Genomic DNA, 25,579 nt, shown 5'->3' with positions numbered 1-25,579 from the left:
ATGCTACAAAATAAAATTGGATGGAATTCTGCTGAAAATACTGATAACTCACGCAGTGGATTGAATCATGCAGGGATGGAAAATTTTAAAGACAATCCTTTATATCATGTTCCGCGAGAATTGACGCAAGATGCGCTTGATGCTAAAGATCCTGAAAAAGATGGACCGGTTCTATTAGAATTTAAAATGTTTACAGAGAAAAAAGACGAGAACTTGTTTGAATTAGATAAATTCACTGGAATCATCGAAGCAATTCGAGATTCATGGGAAAATGACCCGAAAACCTATAAGCATTTCGATAAAATGTATAATACATTAAAAAATGAAGAGGAAATAGTGATTTTAGCCGTTCGGGATTTTAATACGATTGGGTTAAGTGATGTTACTAGTGACGACGAAGGGAAATGGAATTCCTTAGTGAAAAGTAGCGGATATTCTGATAAAGTAGCCGGTTCTAATGGATCACGCGGGTTGGGCAAACACGCTCCCTTCTTAGCGTCTAAATATAGCATGGTTTTGTATGGAACAGTTAATAAACAAGAAGAAACGGGTTTTCAAGGAGTAGCAAAACTTGCCACTTATAAAAAGGATGGAATAAAATATCGTGAAAATATTTACTATGGGATAAAAAGTGGTTATAAACCGATTACTGATTTAACTTTTTTACCGGATGATTTCAAACGGAAAAAAGTGGGTACAGACAAGTTTATTTTTGGATTCAAATTTGATGCAAATTGGAAAGATCATTTTGTTAAAGTTATTTCTGAAAACTTTCTTTTAGCATTTTATGAAGAAAAACTAATAGTTAAAGTAGATGGAAAAGAGATTTCTAAAGATACTCTACCTGACATTATTGAAGAGATTTGTCAGGCTGAACCTTCTGGACACCATATTATTAAAGAGTTTTATACAGCATTAACTGAGGGACAGTTGTTTAAAGTTGATATAAATATTAAAGGTGTAGTTGACCAGCAGCCAGTGCTTCTATATTTAACTAAAGGCGACGAGTTTAGTAACACTATATCAATGAATCGATCTTCGGGTATGAAGATTTTCAATAAAAATAACTTTAGAAAACCACCTGTGTGCTTTGCAGGTTTCTTCACTATCAAAGGGCCTGTCTTAAATGAAATATTATCTGAGACTGAAACAGCTACACATAAAGGTTGGCATGTGAATATTAATGAAAACTCAGAGGATGGAGAAGTAAAAAAACTTAAGGAAATCAAAAATATTATTGAAACAATTTACAAATGGATCTCTAAAAATATTCATGGACTGGCTCCTAAAATTAAAAAGGAATCAATTGATTTAATAGGCTTAGAACAAATCTTACCTAAAAAAAGTGACAAATCAAAACCCTTAGCTGAGATTAGCGAAGAATCTTTAAATGAGAAAATTAGGTCTATTAAAATAGTATCTCGTTCATTTTCTCAACGTGAACTAATAAAAACCAAGAAAAGGAAACGTAAGAACAATCCAAATTCAAACTCAAAATCAACAAACCCAACTCCAAAGTCGTCTAGAAAGAAAAAAGTTGATATTTCCAAGGTACGCTCAATTTATGATGAGATTAATGAATTTTATAAAGTAGTAATTACACCAAAAGTCGCTGGAAAAGTAAAGTTACAAATTCAAGCAATGGGTGAAAACGGGAGATATGTCGATATTTCATTGAAAGATGTAAAATTGAGAAAAGGTAATCAACTAACGACTGTTTCATTGACAGATAATGTGATTGGTCCACTAGAGCTTGCAAAAGATGAACGTTGTGAATTACAAGTAACATTGAATGAATTAGCACCTTATTCATTGGAGGTTCATACAGTATGAGAATAAAGAAGACAGCTTATCCTCATCCTGTATTAGCAGAATTTAATGACGATTATACAAATAGCTCTTTTAAAGCCACGCTTCTTGAAGTAACTCCGCAAAATGAAGGAATTGTTAAATTTAAAGTGAAGTTTGAACTCAATAATACTCGCTTACAGGAGCTAATTAATAATCATAAAGCAATATTTGTTACACATATAGAATGTGCAGCTAGTATGTACCGTGACGTATTCACAACAACAAATAGAGAAGTGATTTTCTACATTCCTCAAAAGAAGCTAACTAAACAAGTAGATGTTAGTTTTATGGTAGTTGCTAATACAACTATCAATGACTATAAGAATGAGCTGTTACATGAAGATTATAACGGGGTAGCACTAACTTTCAGAAAAGGTACGTACTTAGCATTAGACCCTGGTGTATCTTTACCAATTGAAAAAGATCCTATTGTATCTGCAAAATCAATTTTTAACTTACGTGCTTCAGAAGACGAGAATCCAGAACCATATGAATTATCATTTAGTAACGGAATCATTGATATCTATTTGCCACCAAATGTCTATGACCAAATATCAGATATTCAGCGATATGAACAAGTTAATCCACTATTAATAACGATGTATTATTTACCGGCGGTAATAGATGCATTAACTTATATATGCGAAGTTGAGCAAGGGAATGTTGAAGATCCAGTGCAAGACAGTGAATGGTATAACTCGATCTTATATCAACTAGATCAACTTCAAATAGAGCCAAAAAAAATCAATGAAACTGGCGCATCTGTAATTGCTCATAAAATTTTGAAAGATGTTGTAGATGAGGCTCTTAATTCGTTAAGTGATTTACTTGTTAGCGAATAAAATATCTTGATTTGAATGGATGATAGGAATGCCAAAATTATACTTAGAACACAACAAACTATTAGAATTAAAGGGAAATATACAAACAAATTTGGAATTGTATAAATCGGATGAATCTTGGTTAGGACAGGAATTAAGTGTCACACCTTCTAATTCTGCTCAATTAAAAGTTACTGATTTAAAAAAACGTAGTGCAGATGACTTAGATAATGCTATTCGAATATACACATGCTATAAAGATTTACCATATACTTTAGCTTCAGATCAAAACTATTGGGCTTTGTTAACACATATTGAATATTGGCAGTTTATGCGAGAACGTTGGCCTATCGAAGAAGCTCAAGGAGATCCAGAAAAATTCATAAAAACAAGATATTTCTTTGGACAAAAAGGAATGTATCGAAATGGTTTATCACGACTATGGTGGTATGTAGAGTTAACTTATGACGAAGCAATGGCTGACCCTTATAAATATACAAAACTATTGTTAGAAGATCAGGATTTAGCAGGACAAACAATAGAAAACAAATATTTATCTCGTAACAAAGTTGCAATGCGGGCTCTATTTGAAATACTAGATTACGTTGGTAAACAACAAAAAGTTGGCGCAATTCAAATCTTAACTGGAAAACAGCGGCGTAATCTTGTTCGAGATGCCGCTCAATACTTTAATTTATCAGGAGTTGTTGAAATGTGGGATATATTATCATCAAAAGAGGCGCAAGAGAAATTGACTTTGTGGGTAAATGCTTATCTTAAAGAAATTGGTGTCTATATTTCGTCTACAACTCAAAAAATTTTTTAAACGCCTTTTCTTGTAAAATGTAAGTAAGAAAGGGCAAATAAAAGTGATGGAAATGGATGAGGCTGGGTGCCTTGTGAGTGTCCAACTCTGATATTCTTTTGATTAAATTACTTGTTCCCTTGTTTGTCTTCTTTTCACTCTATTTTTATGAATGCTTATTCAAAAGCATAAATATTTGTATTTTAGTATTTTAATAGCAAGATGAACGGGCAAAATATTTAGGTTTTTGTTATATCATAAATAATTTAAAATATTTGGTAAATCTTATATCTCCATAAAAAAATATAAGATTGTCATTTTCATCGATTCGTGTTTTTGGCACGGCTACTAGATACAATGAGATCGTCCAAAAAGCAATCAGGAATACTGGGATAAAAAACTCAAAAGACGGAACCTTAATATCGGCGCCGTCTTTTTTGTTATATATTCAGTTCTATTTGACTATCTAATTTTTCAGCCGGTTTATCTTGTGAATTCTTCACTTCATCAATTGTTACCTTTCTCTGCCCGCGTAAATTTTCAAGCTGCAGTTTTTTCGCGGGCTCTATCCATTCATAATCTATCTTAGCGAATGATTTCAAAATGGCTTCAAATACAATCTTCGCTCCCTTAACTGGTACTGCCATGCCAATCTGCTTTCTGACTGCTTCTTTGCTTCCCTGAAATACAAAGTCATCTGGAAATGTCTGCAGGCGGGCACGTTCCCGATTTGTAAGCGCTCGAAGCTCTTTCCAATGATACATATGAGTTCCGCCGCCGCCGCTGCCAGTCACTGTATAAGCCGGGCGATCAGGGTCTAGACGCTTGTAAATTGAACTTAGGCGTGCTCCCTTTACATTAAGCTGAAGGTCGTCTGGAATTCCAGCATACCAGGCATTTTCGCCGGGCGGAATGTAGCTCAGCATTTCCTGTACTTTCTTAGTGTGTTTAGGTATTTCGTGATTTGGTGCATCTTCAGGAATCGGCGGCTCAGTAATTGCCTGCTTAGATGTAACATAGTCTGTAGAGGCTAGTGTAATCGGTGCCGGTACTCTGAACTCTACACCTTTTGCAGCCCAGTCATTTCTGATCCCAACAATGATAATACGATGGCGAGCCTGTGGGACACCGTATTCTTCAAATTTGTACAGGTGAGGTGTTAATTTGTATCCGCACTCCTCAAGCTCTGTTAAGATTTTGATGAATGCTTTTCCTTCGTTAGCGCTTTGAAGTCCACCAACATTCTCTGCTACAAAGAATTTCGGCTGGTATTCTTCCAGCACTTTTACCCCGTAAGAATAAAGAGGACCATATGTACCGTTTAATCCCTGCTTTTCACCAACATTGCTGTAATCGTTGCAGGGGAATCCAAACGCGAAACAATCGATTTCCTCTAGAACTGTTTTATCGCCAATAGGTAGCTGCTCAACTGGTCCGCAAAAGACAGATTGATCTTCTAAATCACCGCAAATATTGTAACGAAATGTGCTGCACGCATTTGGATCGTAGTCATTTGCCCAAACATGCTCTATACGCCATTCTTTGCCCGTTTCTGGATGTGTAAATCCCGCCAATTTAGCACCAAGACTGAGGCCGCCGGGTCCATTAAAGAGTTCGCCCTTTTTAAAAATCATAACAAAACCTCTTCTCATATTTTTATATAATCAACGTTATTACGAAAGTATGTTCTTGCATACTGATACGCTATTTATTTTACACGTTTTAGAAAAAAAATAAAGTCTTAAGAATTGGTTGATATAAAATTAGAGATTTTCACTATGATTAAGCAACATTAGAAATGTACTGACTAATCTAAAAGAAAAATTTAAACCTAGTTTGAGGCAATAATTTAGTCGTCGAGGATGATAGCGCTAGTGTTTTTTTCTCATATTACAGTGCCTTTTCTTTAATTGATAGTAAAAACATTCTCAATTAAATTGATTGACATATTGTTTCCATATAAATCCTTCTTGAAAAGTATTAAAATTAGATATACTAGGTTTAGCTGTGTGGGCAAAAAATGCATTTAGTTTTGCATGAAGGTGTTATCTTTTGAAGGGGTGTTAATGTTATAGATATAAAAACTTTAAAAGCTGAACAGATATTCTAAGTGCATGACTAATGGAATTTGTAAGGAGGATTAAAAATTGGAAGAACGAAAAGTATGGTTTATTACAAGACCAGAAAGAGACCCGCAATTTCATGCAGATGCCATTAAAGCATTGGCTGAAGCAACGCAAAATTTTACTGTTAAATGGCAGGGAAATAGGGAATTACATAAACACTATGAGGCTGTTTTGGTATCTAAAGGATTAAAGAGGAACAATATTAGTGCTGAAGGATCAGGAGGCCGTACTTGGTGTGCTATGTTAAAGACTTTTGCCTACTGCTATATAAATAGTGATGGTCTAGTCAAACCAACTAAAGCAGGACAGGCATTGATTAATGGAATAAAAGAATATGAGAACGTAAAAAAGCAGATATTAACACTTCAGATTCCAAACGCTTACTTTATGGAAGCTGGCTTTCGTCCCAAATTCGATCAGGGCTTCCGCATCCGGCCTGCTAGATTTTTAGTGAAACTTGTGCAGCGAGCTGATTTAAATTACCGGGTGACAAAAGAAGAAATCACCTATTTTGTTCTGACGGCACAGCAGGATAGTCAACTAGAAGAGGCTGCTCAAAAGATTATTGCTTATCGTAATGCCTGTGAGGATGAACAGAAGGTGATGAAGCAAAAGATTGCTGTCGAATATGACCATCGCGATCGAAATGACAAAGCAGCACGTGATTATTACCAGGCTCACTCTGATGTGGCCCATACGTTTATGCTTTTATGCGAGTACACTGCACTTGTCGAGTATCAGCGTGGAGAGGCATTATTGAAGACTGATCCTGCATTAGCGAGAGAAGCGCAGAATATTCTAAATTATTATGATAGCCGCTATCCTTATAACACACGATATCTAATTTCAATCGAACGTATGGCACAAAATAATGGACTTGATGTAGATAGTTATAAAGTGAGCGATTTTGGGGATGAGAAACCTGCGAGTAACAATGTCAAGATGCAGAGGAAAATTCAATCTGTTCTAAATAGTATTCCAAATGCATCTGAATTGGTACGTGAAGAACTGCTTTCGTATTTTATTCCAGCTATAGGGCCAAATGAAGCTGAGAAAGCTGTAGATAGGCTTCGTTCTGAAACATATAAAATAGCAAGTATACCTGAAGAGTTTGTAGAGAAATACCTTGGTGAACTAACACCAGCAGAATTTGAAAAAGAAACACTGAAAATCTTTGAAGCAATCGGATTTGAAGCCGTATATCAGCCAAAAGTCAACGGAAAAAAGACAGAGATTGAAATTTTGCTAAAATATGAGGGTAAATGCGGTATTATCGATACAAAGTATTATTCAAACGGGTTTGCACTTTCGCAGAATCTAGCCAATTATATGGCTTCAGAATATATTCCAAATTATCTTCAATATGAAGGGAAACAATTAACTTTTTATGGATATGTCACATCGGGTAAGTTATCAGGAGACAAAAAACTTAAATCCATTACAACTCTTAGTAGTAAACTAGTAAATAAAGAAATAGAGGGGATTATGATAACAAGGGAAGTGTTAATAGGTTTTCTTGATTACTGTATGGAAAATGAGATTCAGAAAAATAGACGTATTGAACTCTTTATTGAAAAGATACAAAACAAAGGTTTTAGTGACTTACAAATATTTTTGAATCATAATTAATGAGAGTAGTGTAGAGAGATCCACTTTTATCATAACTGGTAAAAACCTTTAATAAGAGATGATATGAACACAATTCCTATTTTTTTAAAAAAGAAAAGCGGTGAACATATGGGCTTGACTACTTGGGTGGCGATTATTGTTGCACTGGCAATCGTATTTGGATTGTTTGGATCGAAAAAGCGTGATAATTAAAGAACAAGTTAAAACCCCACTTCCAAAAGAGTGGGGTTTTGTTGAAACATTTTTTTAGACTAATATGAATGATGCTCAACCAAAAGAGATGGGCAGTGAAGCGATATAAATTGAACGCATTTATATTAGACAGTCTTTTCAAAAGCAAGAATTAAGCCGAAATTTAATCGATCAAGCCATTGAAATTGCCATATAAACGGGATGTTTAGCTTGGGGTGTGGGAGCACAATAGAGAGGCCATCGCTTTCTATCAAAAGCTTTGGGTTGTTCAAACAGGGGGGAAGGGTACATGCATGTTCCATCATTTTTTCAAGTGAAGGATTTAGAGAAAATCAAATTATTTATTCAATCACATTCATTTGCTACAGTTGTGACCACAATGGATGAAAAGCCTATTGCGACACATGTTCCAGTGAGTTTTCATCAAATTGGAGATTCGTATGTGATTTCAGGGCATATGGCGATTGGGAATCCTCAGTGAAAAACGTTTGAGGAAAACGTGAAGGCACTTGTCATCTTTCAAGGACCGAATGCCTACATATCCTCTTCATGGTATGAAAAAGAAGCAGTACCGACATGGAATTATCAGGCTGTCCATGTATATGGCAAGGCTGTGCTGTTAGAGAAAGCGGAACTGATCAAGGAATTAACCACAATGCTGGAGACATACGAAAGTCACAGAGCACAGCCGGTGTTATGGGATACGTTGTCTGAGGAACTGTTAGTGAAGCAAATGAAAGGCATTGTAGGCTTTAATATCATCATTGATGGAGTTCAGGCTGCTTTCAAATTAAGCCAAAATCGCCACGAAAGGGATTATGCCCGCATCATTGAGCAGCTCGAAGCAGAGGGTGAAGTAGAACTGACTGAGGCGATGAAAGAAAGATTGGTGGCAGAATGAAAAAGCGCTCTTAAGATCAAGAGTGCTTTTTTTGTTTTGAGATCCCATAGATCATACTTTCACTTTTTCTTTAAAATTACATAAAAAAATCCACTATTTCCATAAAAGATCAGATCAATTCCTTATAATAATGATATCTGATAATGGGGAGTGAGTCGAGATGGACCAAAATTTGCTGCAAATGGATCAAGTAAGATCAGAGGACGAATTAGCGGTTGTGAATATTTCTTCTACAGAGATTGGTGCGCTATCAAAAGAAACAGCGGAGCAGATTTTACAACGGAAGGATACGGATCACATACATCAACTGATGTATGTACCGATTGAAAAGAAAGAGGATTTGAATTGGTTGATTCAAAGTGTTGGACAGGCGTTAGATGATGAGGCGGAAGATGACGCTGCACTTGAATTCGCTGATTTGTTCTATTTCTTTGTCATTCCATTTTATAAGGAGTATATCGTGAGAGATCATCATTTGTATGAGTGTGTAGAGGATTTGCTGGTACGATTAGCATCAAGGACTCACTCAGATATTCACACACTGGTCGATGCGATGAGAGACGATTTGACTGAATGAATATAAAAAAGGCTTGTAGAGCGGTTCTCTACAAGCTTTTTTATCGTAAGAAAAACATCAATTATTGGGCTCTTTCCCAGGTGATTCTTGTTTCATTGGTTGTTTTCTTTCCTTGTGCGAGCACTTTGCCGTTTGCTTGCTTCACGGTGATGTTTAGGTCATAAAAGGAATAAAGGGCGCCAAGGCTGTCATTTTCTGGTTTATGCAGATTGTTTTCTTTTTCAGTTGATGCTCCAATGGCAAGCGTCTTGGCAAAGTTTAAACCGATGACTTCAGCGTAATCACTATTGGTATCAGAGGAAGCCGTTACGTTTAAAGAAATGACTTTTTTCTTTTGATCAACAGTGATGTCAGTGTCTTTGATGAGTTTAGACTGCTCCATCACTTCTTTCGTTTCCTTTTGAATGCGTTCATTAATTGTTGGAAGTGCCTTCGTTTCTGTTTTTTGTTCTTTCGTCGTATTTGAGCAAGCTGCTAGAATAACGAGACTAGCAACTAGACTCATGAAAACAAGTAGACTTTTTTTCACGTTCGATCTCCTTTTTTTCTTCGAAGTATGTATGCTTATGTTACCACGAATCCTTGTTTTGATTAAAAGAGAAGTGTTGATAAGCTGTGAACAATAAAAAGCACCCAAAAAGGGCGCTTTTTTCTTATTGTGCTGAAAGGCTTGTACTTAATGGAACAGAAGAAATAACAGTGAATTTAGGAGTCGCAGCACCAGATTCTAAATTTTTACGTAAAAGTGTTGATTTGATGGAGCCATCCCATTTTTTATAGACACTTCCTGATGCATTCGCACGAAGCTGTACATTTGAGAAGCTTGCTTGTGAATAGCTATTCGTTCCATTATCCTGTACGCCGTGTACCATTTTGACAACATCAAGGTTTTTCAGACGACTAGGGTTGTAAATAGGCTGCTTATAACGCAGTTTTCCATTGACGTATAGTGACACTGTACCATCACTGTTGTTGATGAGCTTTAAGTTGACACGTGCACCATCTTTAATACTTGAATCGTATTCGCTGTTCCAATATTTACTGCCGCCTTGTGAGCCGCTGCCTAGAAAGACCTTATAGCCAGAAGATGTTTTCGAAATTCCGCTTTCAATAACCGCAGAACCGAGACCGAGGTACCAGTCAGCATAGCCGTTTTTAATGGTGGCTGTTTTCGGCAGGACAATATCAGCAGAGATACCTGACCATTTGGCTTCATCCGTTTGTGTCACAATGGCGCCGTGACGAGGACTTGCCGCAGAGGCAGGGATACTTGATAGCATCAAAACGAAGGTTAAACTTACACTTAAAACGATGAACCACTTTTTCATGAACATTCCTCCTTAAATTTGATTCATCTTTATTATATTAAATGAAAGAGGCGGGCTGCTTACAAGGTTCTGCCTGTTTTTGGTGGTATTTATGAACAGAATCGGTCATAAAGTGGTCAACTTGTATTCGAATTGTAATGTGCCTGTAAAATAACTGGAGTCTTCTTCATGTATAATAAGTGCAGAAACCAAATACGGAGGATTTTTTAATGAATAAAAAGCTTATCACGACAATCGTAACAGTAGCTAGTTTATTTTTAGCGTTTAGTTTCTCGCATGGAGCAAGTGCAAAAAAAGTAAGCGGCAATATTACTTGGTATAATGGTGTCGGTAAAAAAGGCGCAGATGGAAAAAAACTCGGTCATTGGGATGCAGCAACTAAAATGGGATTTGACGTGCCGAAAAAAGGTACAAAACTAAGAGTGACAACAAAAGCGAAACCACATAAAGTGATTACAGTATATAAATACGATGTAGGCAGAATGCCAAACGCTGTATTAGACGTCAGTCCGAAAGCATTCAAAGCACTTGGGTATAAAACAAGTAAAGGTGTCGTAAAAGGGCATTACACTTATTAATACATAGGCATGCAAAGAAGCGGGAAAAGTTCATTTTCTGGCTTCTTTTCTTGTAGAGAGGGTCTGAAAGGCAATGAAAAAATCAACATGGTGGATCATCACGGTCATTGGCGTCGCAGTGATTGCGGCAGTCATTTTCTTCATGATGAAGCCGGGGCAAGAGGCAAAACATGCAGGGAAAGTCAGAACAAACCAAGATGCAAAAGACGAATTACTTGTTTCATTTACAGATCAACAGTTAAACAATACGTATTACTTGCATGACCGGGCGCTTCATACGGAGAAGCTGACAGCATATCCGTCGATTGCTTATGACTCTACAAAACAGGTTTTATATTACACATATACGGATGAAGACACGCAAAAAGTGAGTATTCGGGAATTAAATGTGAAATCTGAAAAAGAAAAAACGTTGTTTACGAGTGATGATTCCATCGACAGTATGAGGCTGTCTGGTGATGGGAAGCATTTATTTCTAAGGTATAACAAGGATTCAGGAGAGCAATTTTATGTCGCTTCTTTTGATTTGAAGACACACAAAGTGAAGATGCTGTATCCAGAGAAAAGCAAGGATGATACGGTGAGTTCTTTTGCATATGATCCGACTTCAAATCTATTGGCGATCCAGCATTATTCTTTAAAAGAAGATTATCAGAAAACCGATGAAGCGAATGAAAAGGGAAGAGACCCTGAACCAACGACGATGAAGATCACCCTTCAAACAGGTGAGAAGGGGAAGCGCATTGCACGCATCTCACAAACGATCAATGATATTTCATTTTCACCTGATCACAAGAAATTGATTTATACAGAAGTAAAGGTTCGTAAAGAAAAAGAAGTATGTTCTATTAAAATGCTCGATGTAGAAACAGGAAAAATGGCTACACTCGTTAAAAACAGCCGGGATGTGCATATTTTAAGTGCTGCACAGCCGCAATTTTCTACTGACGGGTCTTCTATTTATTTCTTAGGTGTTGCAAAAAACGCAAAGGAATTAAAGGATGACACTGGACGAAAGGCAAAGGTGCGCACGATTTTTGAATACAATATGAAGAAGAAAACAGTGGAAGCTGCTTGGGAGAAGGATGGCGGAATCGTTAACAATTTCACTGTCAATCGATAAAGGTGCGTTCAGTTATTTTATATAACTGGACGTTTTTTTATTTTGCCGTTTGAAATGATGGGGGAATTGGGATTTTTATGTAAGGGGAATCTGTTTTTCAGCTGGGAAATAGGTGTTATTTTCTTATTTTGCTTTTGTGACAGAGATGAAGAAAAAGAGTAATATGAGTGGACATAAAAAAACGAGAGAACCAATGGCTTCTCGTTTTCTCTGCTTTATTTGGTGTTTTCATCAAGTAAGTTTTGAAAGATAAACAGGGCATTAATGGAGTGAGGAAATCCAGCCACCTTTGTACAGTGCTTAATAATCTCCATAATCTCTATGACAGAAAGTCCGATATGTAATGCTTGTTCAAAATGAATCTTTAACTCTTTTTCACAATCGCCTTTTGTGATGAGGGCAGATAATGTGCTGATGGCCTTTTGTTTTTCATCTAATATGAAGTGGTTGAATTCTTTTTGTTCACCGAGTTCAATCGTTAGTTGTTCAATGTTTGACCGAAAGCTCTCGTTCTCATGAATTGAAAGCTTCTCTATGTTACCTGCCGCTGTTTCTTGTTTGACCTGGCAAGTCTCTTTTTCTTCATTCAAATTGAACTCCTCCGTTTTTTATCGCAATTTTCCATTTGTTCGTTCATTGTGGCTTATGTGCCTTTTGATAGATGTAATGGGTATATAGTAGTATTATCGGTTTGCTGCGTCAACATTTTAAGTGTTGAATGTTCAAAGAAACTATTCATGCGATTGATGATTCCATTTTGAAAGGGCTAATGAATGGATATCCGTTAGCCCTTTTGTGATCAGCAGTTTCATATAGATTTCTACGCATTGACGGGAAGAGTGGTTTCATTTTTATTAAATGATATCCATCGGCCTCATCATGTCATAATCTTCATGCTCTAAAATATGACAATGCCACACATACCGGCCGCTGTATGGAACAAAACGAGCAATGATTCGGATGACCTCACCAGCATGCGCTTGAATGGTGTCCTTATAGCCTTGTTCGTGTAAAGGAGGTGCTTCGTTCGTCCCTGTATAGACAATTTCTCCTGTCGATTGATAGACCTCTGTATCAAATGGTCTTCTATCTATCACCTTAAATTGAACAAGGTGTAAATGAATAGGGTGTGTGCCCCTAGTTGGATTGACGATAGACCACATTTCTACACTGCCAAGACGAGGGTTTTCTGTGACAGGATCACTCCAAAATTGGTTATCCAGCAATAGGATAGGGCGCCCGTATTTATCCTGCGTGCCGGTAAGAGTGAGCGTACGCTCTTTATCAGCTCGACTTGGCCGAAGTAGTGGAAGCGGTTTGAAAATCGGACGTAATGTTTTAGGTGCTCTTCCTTTAAGCGGACGTGTGACTTTGAATTGCATAATATTCGCATCTGTTTCAGGATTCACTTCCTGTCCGCAGCCGGCTGTATTTTTGAGAATGATCGTTTTGTTTTCATACGCTGAAAAGTCGATGATGACATCGAAACGTTCAGCAGGTGCGATGCTAAAGGATTGATGGTGAACAGGTCTTGGCAAAAAGCCCCCATCGGAACCAATTTGCAAGATTGTGGCGTCGTTATCTAGATGCAGCTCGTAAGTTCTAGTATTGGACGCATTTAAAATACGAAAACGGTATTTTCGCGGTTCTACTTCTAAATACGGCCATACTTTTCCATTGACTAAAATGGTTTCTCCACAAAAAAAGGGCACGATGGATGGGTCTGGTATGTCACTGTCCTCTGGTGTATTGTTTGGTCTGCTAGGATAAAACAGTGAGCCATCCTCCTGAAACGTACGGTCCATGATCATTAAAGGAATGTCATAGTCACCTTTCGGCAGCTCTAAGGACTTTTCATAAGCATCTGAGATCAAATAAAACCCTGCTAAGCCGGCGTACACATTTAGTCGTGTCAATGCCATCGCATGATCGTGATACCACAATGTGCAGGCTTGCTGATGATTGGGGTATACGTAGGTCTCTCTTTCAAAGAAGGGACCGGTTGCTTCAAAGTTCCTTGAAAACCAGGCCTCTGGGTAGCCATCACTGCTTGCTGGTGTGACACCGCCATGCAGATGAACGACTGTTTTGACCTCTGGTTCATCATGATGCCCGGGGTGAATGGTGTGATCGACAGGCAGAAAATGTTTTAGCGGCAAGTTGTTCATCCATTTCACTTTGACCTTTTCATTTCGATTCGCTTTAATGGTTGGACCAGGCAGGCTGCCATTATAGGTCCATAGCTTGGTTGGGGGCAGATCTCTATGAACTTTTAAAAATACCTCCTCCATAGTAATTTCATAATACGTTTGTCTTGGGTTCTTTTTGACGGGCTCCGCGACTTCTGGAATTGGAAGCTCGTCAACAAATTTTTCTAGGTTCATGTTGACTAATCCTCACTTAAAATTCAATTTGATACAGTATAAGTGCGGACATCCAAATAGGTGAATAAAATAAAAAAACCCGCTTTTCAGCGGGGAAATTACGGATGTTTATTTTCAAGCGCTGCATTCGCAGGCACCTTTTTATTTGGTTTAAAGATGAAATAGGCGGCCAGTACGCTAAAGGTAATGATACTTGTCAAAATGAGCTGTGGTCTCATTGATTCGATAAACAGCATCGATGCCAAAATGGCGCAAATGACCAAAATGGTAAAGTATGTGAGGTATGGGAACAGCCACATTTTGATTTTAAGTTGTTCTGGATTTTCTTTTTCAATTTTACGGCGCATTCTTAATTGTGAAACGGCAATGACCAAGTAGACAAGAAGGGCAATGGCGCCAGATGCATTGACTAAGAACAAAAAGATGGTTTCAGGATAAAAGTAGTTCATCATAACGGCAATGTAGGAAAAGAAGGTGCCTGCAACTGTAGCTGCGACAGGAACACCACGTTTGCTGATTTTCATAAAGCGTTTTGGCGCTTCGCCTCTTTCTGCTAATGAATAAAGCATTCTGGACGTTGTGTACAATCCGGAGTTTAAACAAGAAAGAACAGCTGTTAAGACAATGACATTCATGACTTGAGCGGCTGATGGGACACCGATATATTCTAATACCGCAACGAACGGGCTTGTTAAAATATTTGCTGAATTCCATGGTAGCAAGGTGACAACGACAGCGATTGATCCGACGTAGAATACGATAATACGCCATACAACAGAGCGGGTAGCAGTCGTCACTGATTTGACTGGGTCTGCTGATTCACCGGCTGCGATTGCCACAATCTCGGTTCCCATGAAGGAAAAGATGACGACGACGATTCCGAGCAAGACAGAGCCGAATCCATTTGGAAGGAAACCGCCGTTCCCTGTTAAGTTGGCAAGACCTGAAGTATGATGACCGCCAAAACCAAAGATAAATGCAAAACCAATGAGTAGAAAGAGAATAATGCTGACGACTTTAATTAATGAAAACCAATATTCAAATTCGCCAAAAGATTTAACAGAAAAGATGTTTGTTAAAGTTAAGAGGATTGTGAGGATAAGACTTGTGAGCCAAACAGGTGCATCTCCATACCAATATTGAATAATGGCAGCACCGGCAATGGCTTCGATGGCGATGACGATGACCCAGAAGAACCAGTAAAGCCAGCCGATTGTAAACCCGGCCCATGGACCAATGGCATCGCTCGCATATTGTGAGAAGGAACCGCTTGTCGGATAGGCACATGCCATTTCTCCAAGCATTCTCATAATAAATATGACTAGAAGTCCGGCAAAAGAATAGGAAAGAATGGATCCAGGCCCTGCAGAATGAATGACAGCGCCGCTACCAACAAATAGCCCTGCCCCAATGACCCCAGCAATTGAGATCATTGAAATATGTCTTGTTTTAAGGTTTTTTTGAAGACCGTTTGTCATGTTGGACATTTCTTTACCTCCAAACATTTCTCTTGAATAGAGAATTTGTTTTTAGAATATTTTAAATTTTATCACACTGAATTGTCATTCAGCATTGGACAGGTTATCAAACTGACATTTCAAACCTCTTAACATGATGTTAAAAAGTAGAAAGGATTTGAGAGATTATGTTCCCTCTTTTCCCTCAGATCATTCTTAAAATAGCCTAAAATAGGGAGAGGAAAAGTTGTGTCGGAAAATAAAATTATTCTGATAATTCGCTAGGAAGAGTGATTTTACTATATGTCCATTTCATGGCGAATTGGAAAAAGGTTGATGGGAGTAGGTCTTGAGGTCAATTGACCTTGTAAAAATAAGTTTACTTAGGTCAACACATTTCTATGTATCCTATTTTGCTGACATAAGCGAATCATGTTGCTGTAGACCCACACGGGCTTTGCTTTGTAAGATAAATAATAGAAAAGTGATGTGTGAGGAGGCGCGGTTTGACATGGAGCGCTATAACGAATTAAGACAAGGTGAAACAGGTGCTTGGGTCAGCATCATTGCCTATGTGATTTTATCTGTGGTCAAACTTATTATTGGGTATGTGTTTCATTCAGAGGCTCTTTCAGCGGATGGATTGAATAACACGACAGATATTATTGCATCCCTTGCTGTGTTGATTGGGCTGCGTATTTCTCAAAAGCCGCCTGATGAAGATCATCCATACGGTCATTTTAGAGCGGAGAATATTGCATCTCTTATGGCGTCCTTTATCATGATGCTTGTGGGACTTCAGGTTTTGCTGAGTGCAGGCCAGTCGCTCTTCTCATCTGAGCATCAAACGCCTGATATGATCGCGGCTTGGACGGCAGCAGGAAGTGCTGTGGTGATGTACGGTGTGTATATTTACAACCGCAATCTGTCTAAACGGATCAATAGCCAGGCTCTTCATGCGGCAGCTGCTGATAATAAATCAGATGCGTATGTGAGTATCGGAACATTTGTGGGTATCATGGCCTCTCAATTTCAGCTGGCATGGATTGATACGCTTGCAGCGTTTGTCATTGGCCTCATTATTTGTAAAACAGCGTGGGAGATTTTCAGAGATGCCTCTCATTCGTTAACAGACGGTTTTCATATCAAAGATATGTCAAAATATAAAGAGACTATTGAAGCAACTCCAGGAGTGGGTGATTTAAAGGACATTAAGGCCCGCTATCTTGGTAGTACGGTCCATGTGGATGTCGTGGTTGAGGTCGAACCGCACTTGAACATTGCAGAAAGCCATGATATTGCAGATGAAATTGAACGTAGAATGAAGCAGGAGCATGATATTTTACACTCTCATGTTCATATGGAGCCAGCAAGTGAGCCAAAAGAAGAGAAGAAGTCTTTTCCATCGTGAGAAGGCTTTTTTTTCTATGCTGATGTTTTATGCAAATGCGCGTTGTATGGTAAAGTTAGACTATATGAAATTTGACGGAAACGTGATAGGAGGATCAGGATGGCATTTGATGAACCGATGCATTCAGATTTACAAAAGATTGTAGATAACATCAATAAAGTCATGGTTGGGAAAAAAGATATTGCGATATTAAGCCTTGTTGCGATTTTGGCGAAGGGGCATGTGCTGCTAGAGGATGTGCCTGGCGTTGGGAAGACGATGATGGTTCGTGCTTTGGCAAAATCCATTGGCTGTGAGTTTAAGAGAATCCAATTTACTCCTGATCTTTTGCCTTCAGATGTAACAGGCGTGTCGATTTTTAATAAAAAGACAAATGAATTTGAATTTAGGCAAGGGCCGATTATGGGGCAGATTATTTTGGCAGATGAGATCAATCGGACATCCCCTAAAACACAGTCGGCATTGCTCGAAGCGATGGAAGAAGGCAGTGTCACAGTGGATGGAGACACGATGCCGCTTGCGGATCCTTTTTTCGTCATGGCAACGCAAAATCCGGTGGAATATGAAGGAACTTATCCACTGCCAGAAGCGCAAATGGACCGATTTTTATTCAAGCTGCAAATGGGGTATCCGACCATGCTGGAGGAACTGGAAGTGCTCAACTTGCAGGAGAAGCAATCCCCAATTGATACGCTCCAGGCAGTCATGACAAAGGAACATATCCATGCGTTGCAGCAAGCTGTTCAGACCGTTCATGTGGATGCATCCATTAAAGAATATATTGTAGAAATTGCTCAAGCGACGCGTAACCATCCATCTGTTTATTTAGGTGTGAGTCCGAGGGGTTCGATCGCACTTATGAAAGCGGCACAGGCATATGCCCTTTTGAATCAGCGCGATTATGTCATTCCTGATGATGTACAGTATTTGGCGCCTTATACATTACCGCATCGGATGATTTTGACATCAGAAGCGACGTATGAAGGGAAGAAGGCGGAGACAGTGCTGCGACAAATGCTTGAGCAAATTGGCGTGCCAGTTCAAAAGTCGATGACTCAATGAAGTCACGTCAACGTTTAGCAGTTTCATTATGGTTACGGGTGATGATGCTCATCATCCTCACTGCGGCAGCCTTTTGTTATGCGATGTTTCAGGGAGGGTTTGTGAGCTGGTTCCTTTTTTATGCATTTTTACCCTATGCTTTGTATGCTTTGCTGTTTGCACTCATTCCACTACGCGTGACAGCCAAGAGGACATTACAGCAAACCCGCTTGAAGGCGGGGGATGTGCTGTCCGTTGAAGTTGAAATCAAGCGGACAACTCCATTTCCGTATGTTTACGTCATGATGGAGGATGCTCCGCCAGATACTTTTCATTTGCAGGAACAGATTGAAATGAAGCAGATGCTATTTCCTTGGTTTCAGAAAACGTGGCGATTTTCTTATCAATTGAATGATATTCCGCGGGGAGAGCATCAATTCACTGCGGTTAGAATCAAAACGGGTGATATGTTTGGGTTTGTTGAAAAAGAAGTGGTCCTTCCGTTAGAGAAAAAGCTGCTTGTCTATCCTAAAGTGCTGGATCTCCCGGTGGCGTCTGCTGAGTCAGTGAATGAAAATGGAGGCAAAGCGGTTCACTCGTGGTTAAATGAACCGACCAATATGACAACAGGCGTGCGAGAATACCAGCAAGGAGACCGTTTTGCTTGGGTGGACTGGAAGACGACGGCCAGAAGAGGCCAGCTGATGACGAAGGAGTTTGAACAGAATCAAACAAAGGACCTTGTTGTGTTTGCTGATTTTACAGATGAAGCGGTTTTTGAGACTGTTGTGTCTATTGCAGCCTCTGTTCTCCAAACGGCTGTGAAAAAAGGTGTGCCTGCAGGTCTTGTCCCTCTAGGAGATCAGCATGCCTTTCGAGTCGATCAAGGAGAGCTTCATTTACAGGACATGCTTTATTATTTAACAAGGGTGCAGTACCAGCCTTCTCGCACATCAGAATATCAACCGTTAGCAGCGAGTGAGTATCAGTATTCTGGAAAATATGTCGTCACGGGTCAGCTGCAGGAGGAGCTTGCTGCGAATCTGCTTGGCAATCGAAGCAAAAAGAACCTTTCCGTTCTTTTAGTAAAGGGAGCTGGAGAGCGTTTGACGACAAAAGAAAAACTGCTTGTAGACCGGCTCAAGGCCTCTGGAATACGCACCACCACTTTATTTGAAGACAGTCTGCACGAAAGAACTGTGAGGTGATAAACATATATGCTGCATACGCATCAGCGGCAAAGCCGTTTTGAGTTGTTCATCTATTATGCTGTAGCATTTCTACTGCTATGGGAGTGGCTTCGTCCACTTCAGGAGTTTACTGAGACGAGCCATACGTCTTATTTCATCATTTTTATAGGACTTGCGTGTTTGTTTACATTCTTTCGTCTGAAGTGGTATATCACGTTTCCTATTTGTACTGGGCTGATCTTGCTCGCCCTATATTTGATCTTTTATCAATCAGAGCCAGGCTATCTGGCTGCTTTGTTTGCTGATATTAAAGATAATATCACGTTGATGAGCAGGGGCATGTGGAGTGACATGTATCCGTCTTTCCGCACATTGCTTTTTTATATTTTGCTGTGGCTGCTTGTCTACTTGCTTCATTATTGGGTGGTTTATCAGCAGCGAATCTTTTTCTTTTTACTGATGACGATTGTATATGTCACGATTCTTGATACATTTACGCCATATGATGCGACCTTTGCGATTGTCCGTATTATGGTGTTTGGCTTTTGTTTGCTTGGGCTGCTGTATTTCGATCGACTTCGTTCAGCTGAAGGCGTTCGGGTGTCACAAAAAGCGCGCCTAAAGTGGTTTTTGCCTATGCTGGCGCTTGTCCTCCTATCAGCGACACTCGGCGCTTCTTTGCCGAAGTCAGATCCAAAATGGCCTGATCCTGTCCCGTTTTTTAAGGCGGTCACGAATCAAGATGGGGCAGCTGGGCAGAATAAAGTTGGATATAGTGCAGATGATTCGGCGCTTGGCGGCCCGTTTAGTGAGGACCGCACACCAGTCTTTAAGTGGAGCGGAAAGGAGCCGTCTTATTTTCGTGTAGAAACAAAAAGTATTTACACAGGCAAGGGCTGGGAGGATGCTTCAAATGATACGAAGCCTACTCGGCTAAAGGGCGCCGAGGTGCCAAATAGATGGTTTACCAATCGTGTGAAAACAGAGGAGCATGAAACGAGAGTTGATATAGAATCGGACTATCGATTTAATCATGCCGTCTATCCAATTGGGACGATCTCATTGATGCCAATGGAAAACATTCCGCTGCAAATAATGGGCAAAACGGAGAAAATTGTCCCGTCTATGAAAAATCCGCCCAAAAATTTAGGGAACTACCAAGTCAGCTTTTTATCCCCTACATTTATCCTAGAGGATTTACAGAGAATCAAAGTACCGACAAAGAAGCAGGTGAATCAGCAGGTTGGACGTGAATACTTGCAGCTTCCGTCCTCATTGCCAGAGCGTGTGAAAACTTTGGCAAACAGCTTAACGGAAACGAAGGATAATATGTATGATAAAGCCAAAGCGATCGAGGATTATTTAGGATCTGCGAAGTTTTCATATGAAACGCAAAATGTCGCTGTCCCTGGCCGTAACGAAGATTATGTGGATCAATTTTTATTTGATACGATGATTGGCTACTGTGATAATTTTTCAACCTCTATGATCGTGATGCTTCGGTCGATTGGGATTCCGGCGAGATGGGTGAAAGGGTATACGTCTGGTCAGCTATATGAAACACAGATGGATGGAAACAATGTGTATGAAGTGACCAATAACAATGCGCATTCATGGGTAGAGGTTTATTTTCCTAACAGAGGCTGGGTGACCTTTGAACCGACAAAAGGGTTCACGAACCCAGAGACATTTACGAATGAAGCCGTTTCTAGCGATCAAACGGATGATCAGAAGGAAGAAGAAGATCAGTCTAGTTCTGATGCAAGCGAAGATCAGCCACAAGACCAGCCGCAACAGCAGGAGACAGAGCAGCCGGCACAACCAAAGGAACAAACAGTGCAGGCAAAGCAAAATATGGTGCATGTTGGTTGGGTTGTAGGGTTTGCGGCAGGAGCGCTTGTCCTTCTTGGATTCATTAGCTGGATGCTTTATCGATTCAGAGCAAGATGGATGCCGTTCTTTATTGCTAGAAAGGTGAAACGTCTGCCGGAAGAGGAAGCGTTCTTCTATGCGTATGCGGCTCTATTAAAGCAGCTGAAGCGCAGGGGAATCGAGAAAAAGCCAGGTATGACGCTAAGAGAATTCGCTGCTTTGATGGATGACAAGGATGGAGATCATCGCATGTCAGAGCTGACGCAGCTCTATGAACGTGCGCTCTACAAGCGAGAAGATGCATCAGCGCTTTGGCGGCAATCGGCAAAGTTATGGGAAAATTTAATAAACAGGAGATAGTCTTGACCGCGTACCTTCCTGTTGTTAGAATAGGTGAATATTAAAACCTTCTAAAATACATGAAATTGAAGCGTTCGGATGTGAGTCTGGGCGCTTCAAAAGCGTGATTCACACTGAGAGCAGGTTTTCTCCTCTCATTTTTTCTGTGCGTTTATAAAAAACTATATTGGACATAGAGGTGACACCATGACAAATTTAGTAAATGAAATGATTTTGGTTCTCGATTTCGGCAGTCAGTACAATCAGTTGATCACACGCCGTATTCGTGAATTTGGTGTGTACAGTGAGCTTCATCCGCACACTTTAACTGCTGAAGAAATTAAAAAAATGGCACCTAAAGGAATCATCCTTTCTGGTGGACCAAACAGTGTTTATGATGAAGGATCTTTCCGCTGTGACGAAAAGATTTTTGATCTAGGCATTCCGGTTTTAGGCATTTGCTACGGCATGCAGCTTATGACTCATTATTTAGGCGGGAAAGTAGAAGCGGCAAGCCAGCGTGAATATGGAAAAGCAGACATTCATATTAACGGAACACCTGCTTTATTCAAAGACCTTCCAACGGATCAAGTCGTTTGGATGAGCCATGGTGACCTCGTTGTTGAAGTACCAGAAGGCTTTACAGTCGATGCAACAAGTGCACATTGTCCAAACTCAGCCATGAGCTTAGCTGAGAAGAATTTCTATGGCGTTCAGTTCCACCCAGAGGTTCGTCACTCTGAGTACGGAAATGACCTATTGAAAAACTTTGTTTTCGGCGTATGTGATTGTGATGGCAAATGGTCAATGGAGAACTTCATTGAAATTGAAATGCAGAAAATCCGTGAAACAGTAGGCGACAAGCAAGTATTGTGCGCACTAAGCGGCGGTGTGGATTCATCTGTTGTGGCGGTATTGATCCACAAAGCGATCGGCGATCAGCTGACATGTATTTTCGTTGACCACGGTCTGCTTCGCAAAGGCGAAGCAGAAGGGGTTATGAAGACATTTAGCGAAGGTTTCAACATGAACGTGATTAAAGTAGATGCGAAAGATCGTTTCTTAAACAAGCTAAAAGGTGTATCTGATCCTGAGCAAAAACGTAAGATCATCGGTAACGAATTCATCTATGTATTCGATGACGAAGCGGACAAGCTAAAAGGAATCGACTACTTAGCACAAGGAACACTTTACACAGACATCATTGAGAGCGGAACAGCAACGGCACAAACAATCAAATCTCACCATAACGTAGGCGGTCTTCCAGAAGACATGCAGTTCGAATTGATTGAGCCTTTGAATACGCTATTCAAGGATGAAGTCCGTGCCCTAGGTTCAGAGCTTGGCATTCCTGATGACATCGTCTGGAGACAGCCATTCCCAGGTCCAGGACTAGGTATCCGTGTACTAGGTGAAATTTCTGAAGAAAAACTAGAAATCGTCCGTGAATCGGATGCAATTCTACGCGAAGAAATTGCCAACTTCGGCCTTGAGCGCGACATCTGGCAATACTTCACGGTTCTCCCAGACATCCGCAGCGTAGGTGTCATGGGTGACGCAAGAACATACGACTACACAATCGGTATCCGTGCTGTTACATCTATTGACGGTATGACGAGTGACTGGGCAAGAATCCCTTGGGACGTGCTTGAAAAGATCTCAACTCGTATTGTCAATGAAGTGAAGCATATTAACCGCGTGGTGTATGATATTACGAGTAAGCCGCCTGCTACGATTGAGTGGGAGTAGGGAATTGAGTCAAAAAGCCTAATGCGGTTTTTTGGCTTTTTTATGCTAAATTTAATATAGAATTTTGCATAAATGTTCATTTTCTGATTAAGCTAACATTGCTTTCTAAATTTTGAAGTTATATAATTTTAATTGTAAATTAATCCAATTTTAATTCAAATAACACGAAAATGGAGCAATGTTATGTTTAAAACAATGAAATTAGATCCCACACTAATAAAACTAGACTTAAATAACCCAAGATTTTCTCTGTTTAAGTTTTCAAAAGAGGAAGAAATAATTGATTACTTAATCCAGTATGAAGATGTAAAGTCATTAGCTCAACAAATTATAAAAAATGGATATGTAACGCTGGGTGAAAGAGTAATAGTTCTTGAGAAAAGAAATAGAGTAAATACACAATATGTTGTCTTAGAGGGCAATAGAAGAATTGCAGCACTAAAAATAATTTTTAAAGAAAAACAAAGACTTAGCAGTTCAGATAGAAGAGAAATAGAAAAACTAAATATAGATGATTTTATGGTGCACTGCGATGTGATAGATGAAGACAATAAAGATGAAGCGTTATTCAAAATTACAGCAAAGCATATTGAAGGGATTAAGGAATGGCGTCCCTCTGATAAAAGAATATTCTATGATAATTTATTTACTCAACATAAAAAAAATGGTTTATCCAGTAAAAGTGCCATAGAAGAGATTGAAAAAGTCACGCCTGAGAAACCAAAAGATATAAAGAATGCCATTAAACAGCTAAGGTTTTTAAATGCTATCCATAATTCGGTTAAATCTTCCTATCCTGAATTAAAAGAATTATCACACTTAGAAAATGATGTTCTTATTTCAAGAGTTTGGCGCAAACTAAAAAAGACATTAAATTTAAAGGAAGATGATAATTTCTATCTGTTACCTGAAAAGAATAGAGAAGAAGAGTTTCAAGAAATACTTAAAAAATTAGGTGAAGCCACATGGATAACTTGTACTCTTAATACAAGAACTTTTAACACTCAGAAGATGTGGGACAACCTGTTAGAAGAAAATAAGGTTGTTCCGGGGTTGAAGCAATTGATAAAAAATTATATTGAAGATACTAATTTAGTTACTCCAGCTACTCTACCTAGTGATGCTACTCCAGCTACTCCAGCTACTCCGCCTAGTGGTGCTACTAAAGGTGGACTAAAGGATGGATTAGTTCCTATTGGAGAGAAAGATGGAAAAAAAAATAGTGTAAATGAAGTTAGTCAGCAGTATAAACTTTTTGTTAAAAAAAATGAATTAACTTTAGTTAGAGCTAATTATGACACACTTAACAATATAAAAGTTATAAATGAACAAGGCGAAATATTATTAGAAAACCATGATATTTATTCAGAAATAGCAGTGTATTCTGATGATAATGATATTGCGATAATAAATAACAAAATTTCAGCACTTTCTAAAAACGGAGAGTATAATATAAATATTAGATTGAATGATATAGTTAAAACTTACAAGGTCTACTTGAATATCCCTTTTAAAAAATCTGTAGCAGGTGAGGTTCTATTTAGTGAAGAATGGTATCAAAAATCATTTGGACTATTAGCTAAAAAAGAAGAATATTCAAATATAGTTTCTGTATTAAACTGTTTGGAAAAAGAAAAGGATATTTCTACACAAAGCGATAAGTTTGTCATCATAGCTTTTTTAATTAGGGTATTACTAGAGTATTCATCAAAAGCATACTGGGATAAACATAGAAATGGAATAGATAGACCATCTGACCTTACACAGCTTATTTCTAAAGTATCTGCTCATTTATATGACAAAGAAATTATTAATAAAGAATTAAAAAAATCCTTTGGAAATGGAAAAGATATTGAAACTCTAAATGGTAAAATTCATGACTATAGAAGTAATATAAGTTCAATTACATTAAAAACAATATTTAAGGCATATCAAACTTATTTAGATAAACTGTTTGCTGCTTTAAGTTAATAGTTTAGTTATGGAGATGTTTCTATCTATGAATAATTATAGCCCCTTAAGATATCCAGGTGGTAAAAATAAGACATATAAATATGTTCAGTTTCTAATAAAAGAGAATAATATAAACACTTATATTGAGCCATATTGTGGAGGAGCGGCAGTAGCTTTGAAACTGCTTATCAAAGGTGATGTCAAAAGAATTATGATTAATGATTATGATCGTTCTATATACGCTATGTGGTA

At 38.8% G+C, this 25,579-nt stretch carries 22 protein-coding genes and 1 pseudogene; 17 read left to right on the top strand and 6 right to left on the bottom strand.

The genetic code is table 11. The features are described from left to right. The 4 genes from AKG37_RS06065 to AKG37_RS18475 all read left to right on the top strand — a co-directional run bounded on the left by AKG37_RS06065 (nt 1) and on the right by AKG37_RS18475 (nt 3,829). Nucleotides 1-1,833 (top strand): hypothetical protein, encoded by a 1,833-nt coding sequence (locus tag AKG37_RS06065; protein WP_060697997.1) that lies wholly within the window; start codon nt 1-3, stop codon nt 1,831-1,833. Further along, a complete protein-coding gene (locus AKG37_RS06060) occupies nt 1,830-2,693 on the top strand; it encodes a hypothetical protein (RefSeq protein WP_060697996.1) in 864 nt (287 codons plus the stop codon). The genes AKG37_RS06065 and AKG37_RS06060 overlap by 4 nt, the downstream gene beginning before the upstream one ends. A gap of 28 nt (nt 2,694-2,721) precedes the next feature. Then, complete coding sequence (locus tag AKG37_RS06055) at nt 2,722-3,498, top strand: DUF6339 family protein (RefSeq protein WP_060697995.1); 777 nt, start codon at nt 2,722-2,724, stop codon at nt 3,496-3,498. Between the two features lie 250 nt (nt 3,499-3,748). Further along, entirely contained in the window at nt 3,749-3,829 is an 81-nt protein-coding gene (locus AKG37_RS18475) for a hypothetical protein (RefSeq protein WP_077233693.1), read from the top strand. Nucleotides 3,830-3,917: 88 nt separating this feature from the next. Here AKG37_RS18475 and AKG37_RS06050 read toward each other — a convergent pair whose 3' ends face one another. Next, entirely contained in the window at nt 3,918-5,111 is a 1,194-nt protein-coding gene (locus tag AKG37_RS06050) for a DNA cytosine methyltransferase (RefSeq protein ID WP_060697994.1), read from the bottom strand. Nucleotides 5,112-5,624: 513 nt separating this feature from the next. Between AKG37_RS06050 and AKG37_RS06045 the strand changes: the two genes are divergently transcribed. The 4 genes and pseudogenes from AKG37_RS06045 (at nt 5,625) to AKG37_RS06035 (ending at nt 8,902) form a co-directional block, all read left to right on the top strand. Beyond that, on the top strand, nt 5,625-7,232 hold the full coding sequence (locus tag AKG37_RS06045) for an AlwI family type II restriction endonuclease (RefSeq protein WP_060697993.1): 1,608 nt from the start codon (nt 5,625-5,627) through the stop codon (nt 7,230-7,232). 63 nt (nt 7,233-7,295) lie between these two features. Then, on the top strand, nt 7,296-7,424 hold the full coding sequence (locus AKG37_RS19280; RefSeq protein WP_273700877.1) for a hypothetical protein: 129 nt from the start codon (nt 7,296-7,298) through the stop codon (nt 7,422-7,424). Between the two features lie 289 nt (nt 7,425-7,713). Then, nucleotides 7,714-8,325 (top strand): annotated as a pseudogene (locus tag AKG37_RS06040) (FMN-binding negative transcriptional regulator). 160 nt (nt 8,326-8,485) lie between these two features. Beyond that, the gene (locus AKG37_RS06035) at nt 8,486-8,902 is read left to right on the top strand and encodes a hypothetical protein (RefSeq protein WP_060697992.1); all 417 of its coding nucleotides are present in this window, start codon (nt 8,486-8,488) and stop codon (nt 8,900-8,902) included. A 61-nt stretch (nt 8,903-8,963) separates the two neighbouring features. Here the strand turns inward: AKG37_RS06035 and AKG37_RS06030 are convergent, their stop codons facing one another. Further along, complete coding sequence (locus tag AKG37_RS06030; protein ID WP_060697991.1) at nt 8,964-9,431, bottom strand: hypothetical protein; 468 nt, start codon at nt 9,429-9,431, stop codon at nt 8,964-8,966. Nucleotides 9,432-9,555: 124 nt separating this feature from the next. Then, on the bottom strand, nt 9,556-10,230 hold the full coding sequence (locus tag AKG37_RS06025; protein ID WP_060697990.1) for a hypothetical protein: 675 nt from the start codon (nt 10,228-10,230) through the stop codon (nt 9,556-9,558). Between the two features lie 209 nt (nt 10,231-10,439). Between AKG37_RS06025 and AKG37_RS06020 the strand changes: the two genes are divergently transcribed. Together AKG37_RS06020 and AKG37_RS06015 are read left to right on the top strand one after the other, a co-directional pair. Next, nucleotides 10,440-10,808, top strand: coding sequence for an RlpA-like double-psi beta-barrel domain-containing protein (locus AKG37_RS06020; RefSeq protein WP_024424478.1), 369 nt, complete (start codon nt 10,440-10,442; stop codon nt 10,806-10,808). Between the two features lie 73 nt (nt 10,809-10,881). Then, entirely contained in the window at nt 10,882-11,931 is a 1,050-nt protein-coding gene (locus AKG37_RS06015) for a hypothetical protein (protein ID WP_060697989.1), read from the top strand. 215 nt (nt 11,932-12,146) lie between these two features. Here AKG37_RS06015 and AKG37_RS06010 read toward each other — a convergent pair whose 3' ends face one another. The 3 genes from AKG37_RS06010 to gabP form a co-directional block, all read right to left on the bottom strand. Next, a complete protein-coding gene (locus AKG37_RS06010; RefSeq protein ID WP_060697988.1) occupies nt 12,147-12,521 on the bottom strand; it encodes a carboxymuconolactone decarboxylase family protein in 375 nt (124 codons plus the stop codon). A gap of 264 nt (nt 12,522-12,785) precedes the next feature. After that, entirely contained in the window at nt 12,786-14,315 is a 1,530-nt protein-coding gene (locus AKG37_RS06005; RefSeq protein ID WP_060697987.1) for a multicopper oxidase family protein, read from the bottom strand. A 98-nt stretch (nt 14,316-14,413) separates the two neighbouring features. Beyond that, complete coding sequence (gabP, locus tag AKG37_RS06000) at nt 14,414-15,802, bottom strand: GABA permease (RefSeq protein WP_060697986.1); 1,389 nt, start codon at nt 15,800-15,802, stop codon at nt 14,414-14,416. 481 nt (nt 15,803-16,283) lie between these two features. Between gabP and AKG37_RS05995 the strand changes: the two genes are divergently transcribed. The 7 genes from AKG37_RS05995 to AKG37_RS05965 form a co-directional block, all read left to right on the top strand. After that, nucleotides 16,284-17,183: a cation diffusion facilitator family transporter gene (locus AKG37_RS05995; protein WP_060697985.1), complete on the top strand. Its 900-nt coding sequence runs from the start codon at nt 16,284-16,286 to the stop codon at nt 17,181-17,183. A gap of 99 nt (nt 17,184-17,282) precedes the next feature. Then, a complete protein-coding gene (locus tag AKG37_RS05990; RefSeq protein WP_060697984.1) occupies nt 17,283-18,245 on the top strand; it encodes an AAA family ATPase in 963 nt (320 codons plus the stop codon). Further along, nucleotides 18,242-19,432, top strand: a complete 1,191-nt coding sequence (locus tag AKG37_RS05985) for a DUF58 domain-containing protein (protein ID WP_060697983.1) — start codon at nt 18,242-18,244, stop codon at nt 19,430-19,432. Before AKG37_RS05990 ends, AKG37_RS05985 begins: the two co-directional genes overlap by 4 nt. A 9-nt stretch (nt 19,433-19,441) precedes the next feature. Further along, nucleotides 19,442-21,646 (top strand): transglutaminase TgpA family protein, encoded by a 2,205-nt coding sequence (locus tag AKG37_RS05980; protein WP_060697982.1) that lies wholly within the window; start codon nt 19,442-19,444, stop codon nt 21,644-21,646. Nucleotides 21,647-21,832: 186 nt separating this feature from the next. After that, nucleotides 21,833-23,374, top strand: coding sequence for a glutamine-hydrolyzing GMP synthase (gene guaA, locus AKG37_RS05975; protein ID WP_047202820.1), 1,542 nt, complete (start codon nt 21,833-21,835; stop codon nt 23,372-23,374). Nucleotides 23,375-23,557: 183 nt separating this feature from the next. Next, nucleotides 23,558-25,345, top strand: coding sequence for a hypothetical protein (locus AKG37_RS05970; RefSeq protein WP_060697981.1), 1,788 nt, complete (start codon nt 23,558-23,560; stop codon nt 25,343-25,345). Nucleotides 25,346-25,373: 28 nt separating this feature from the next. Beyond that, nucleotides 25,374-25,579, top strand: a 206-nt coding sequence (locus tag AKG37_RS05965) for a DNA adenine methylase (RefSeq protein ID WP_193391698.1), incomplete at its 3' end; no start/stop codon positions are given.

Source organism: Bacillus australimaris, assembly GCF_001307105.1.
Classification (GTDB): Bacteria; Bacillota; Bacilli; order Bacillales; family Bacillaceae; genus Bacillus; species Bacillus australimaris.
The sequence above is the reverse complement of the archived record's forward strand: the minus strand, read 5'-3'. Positions and strand labels throughout refer to the sequence as shown.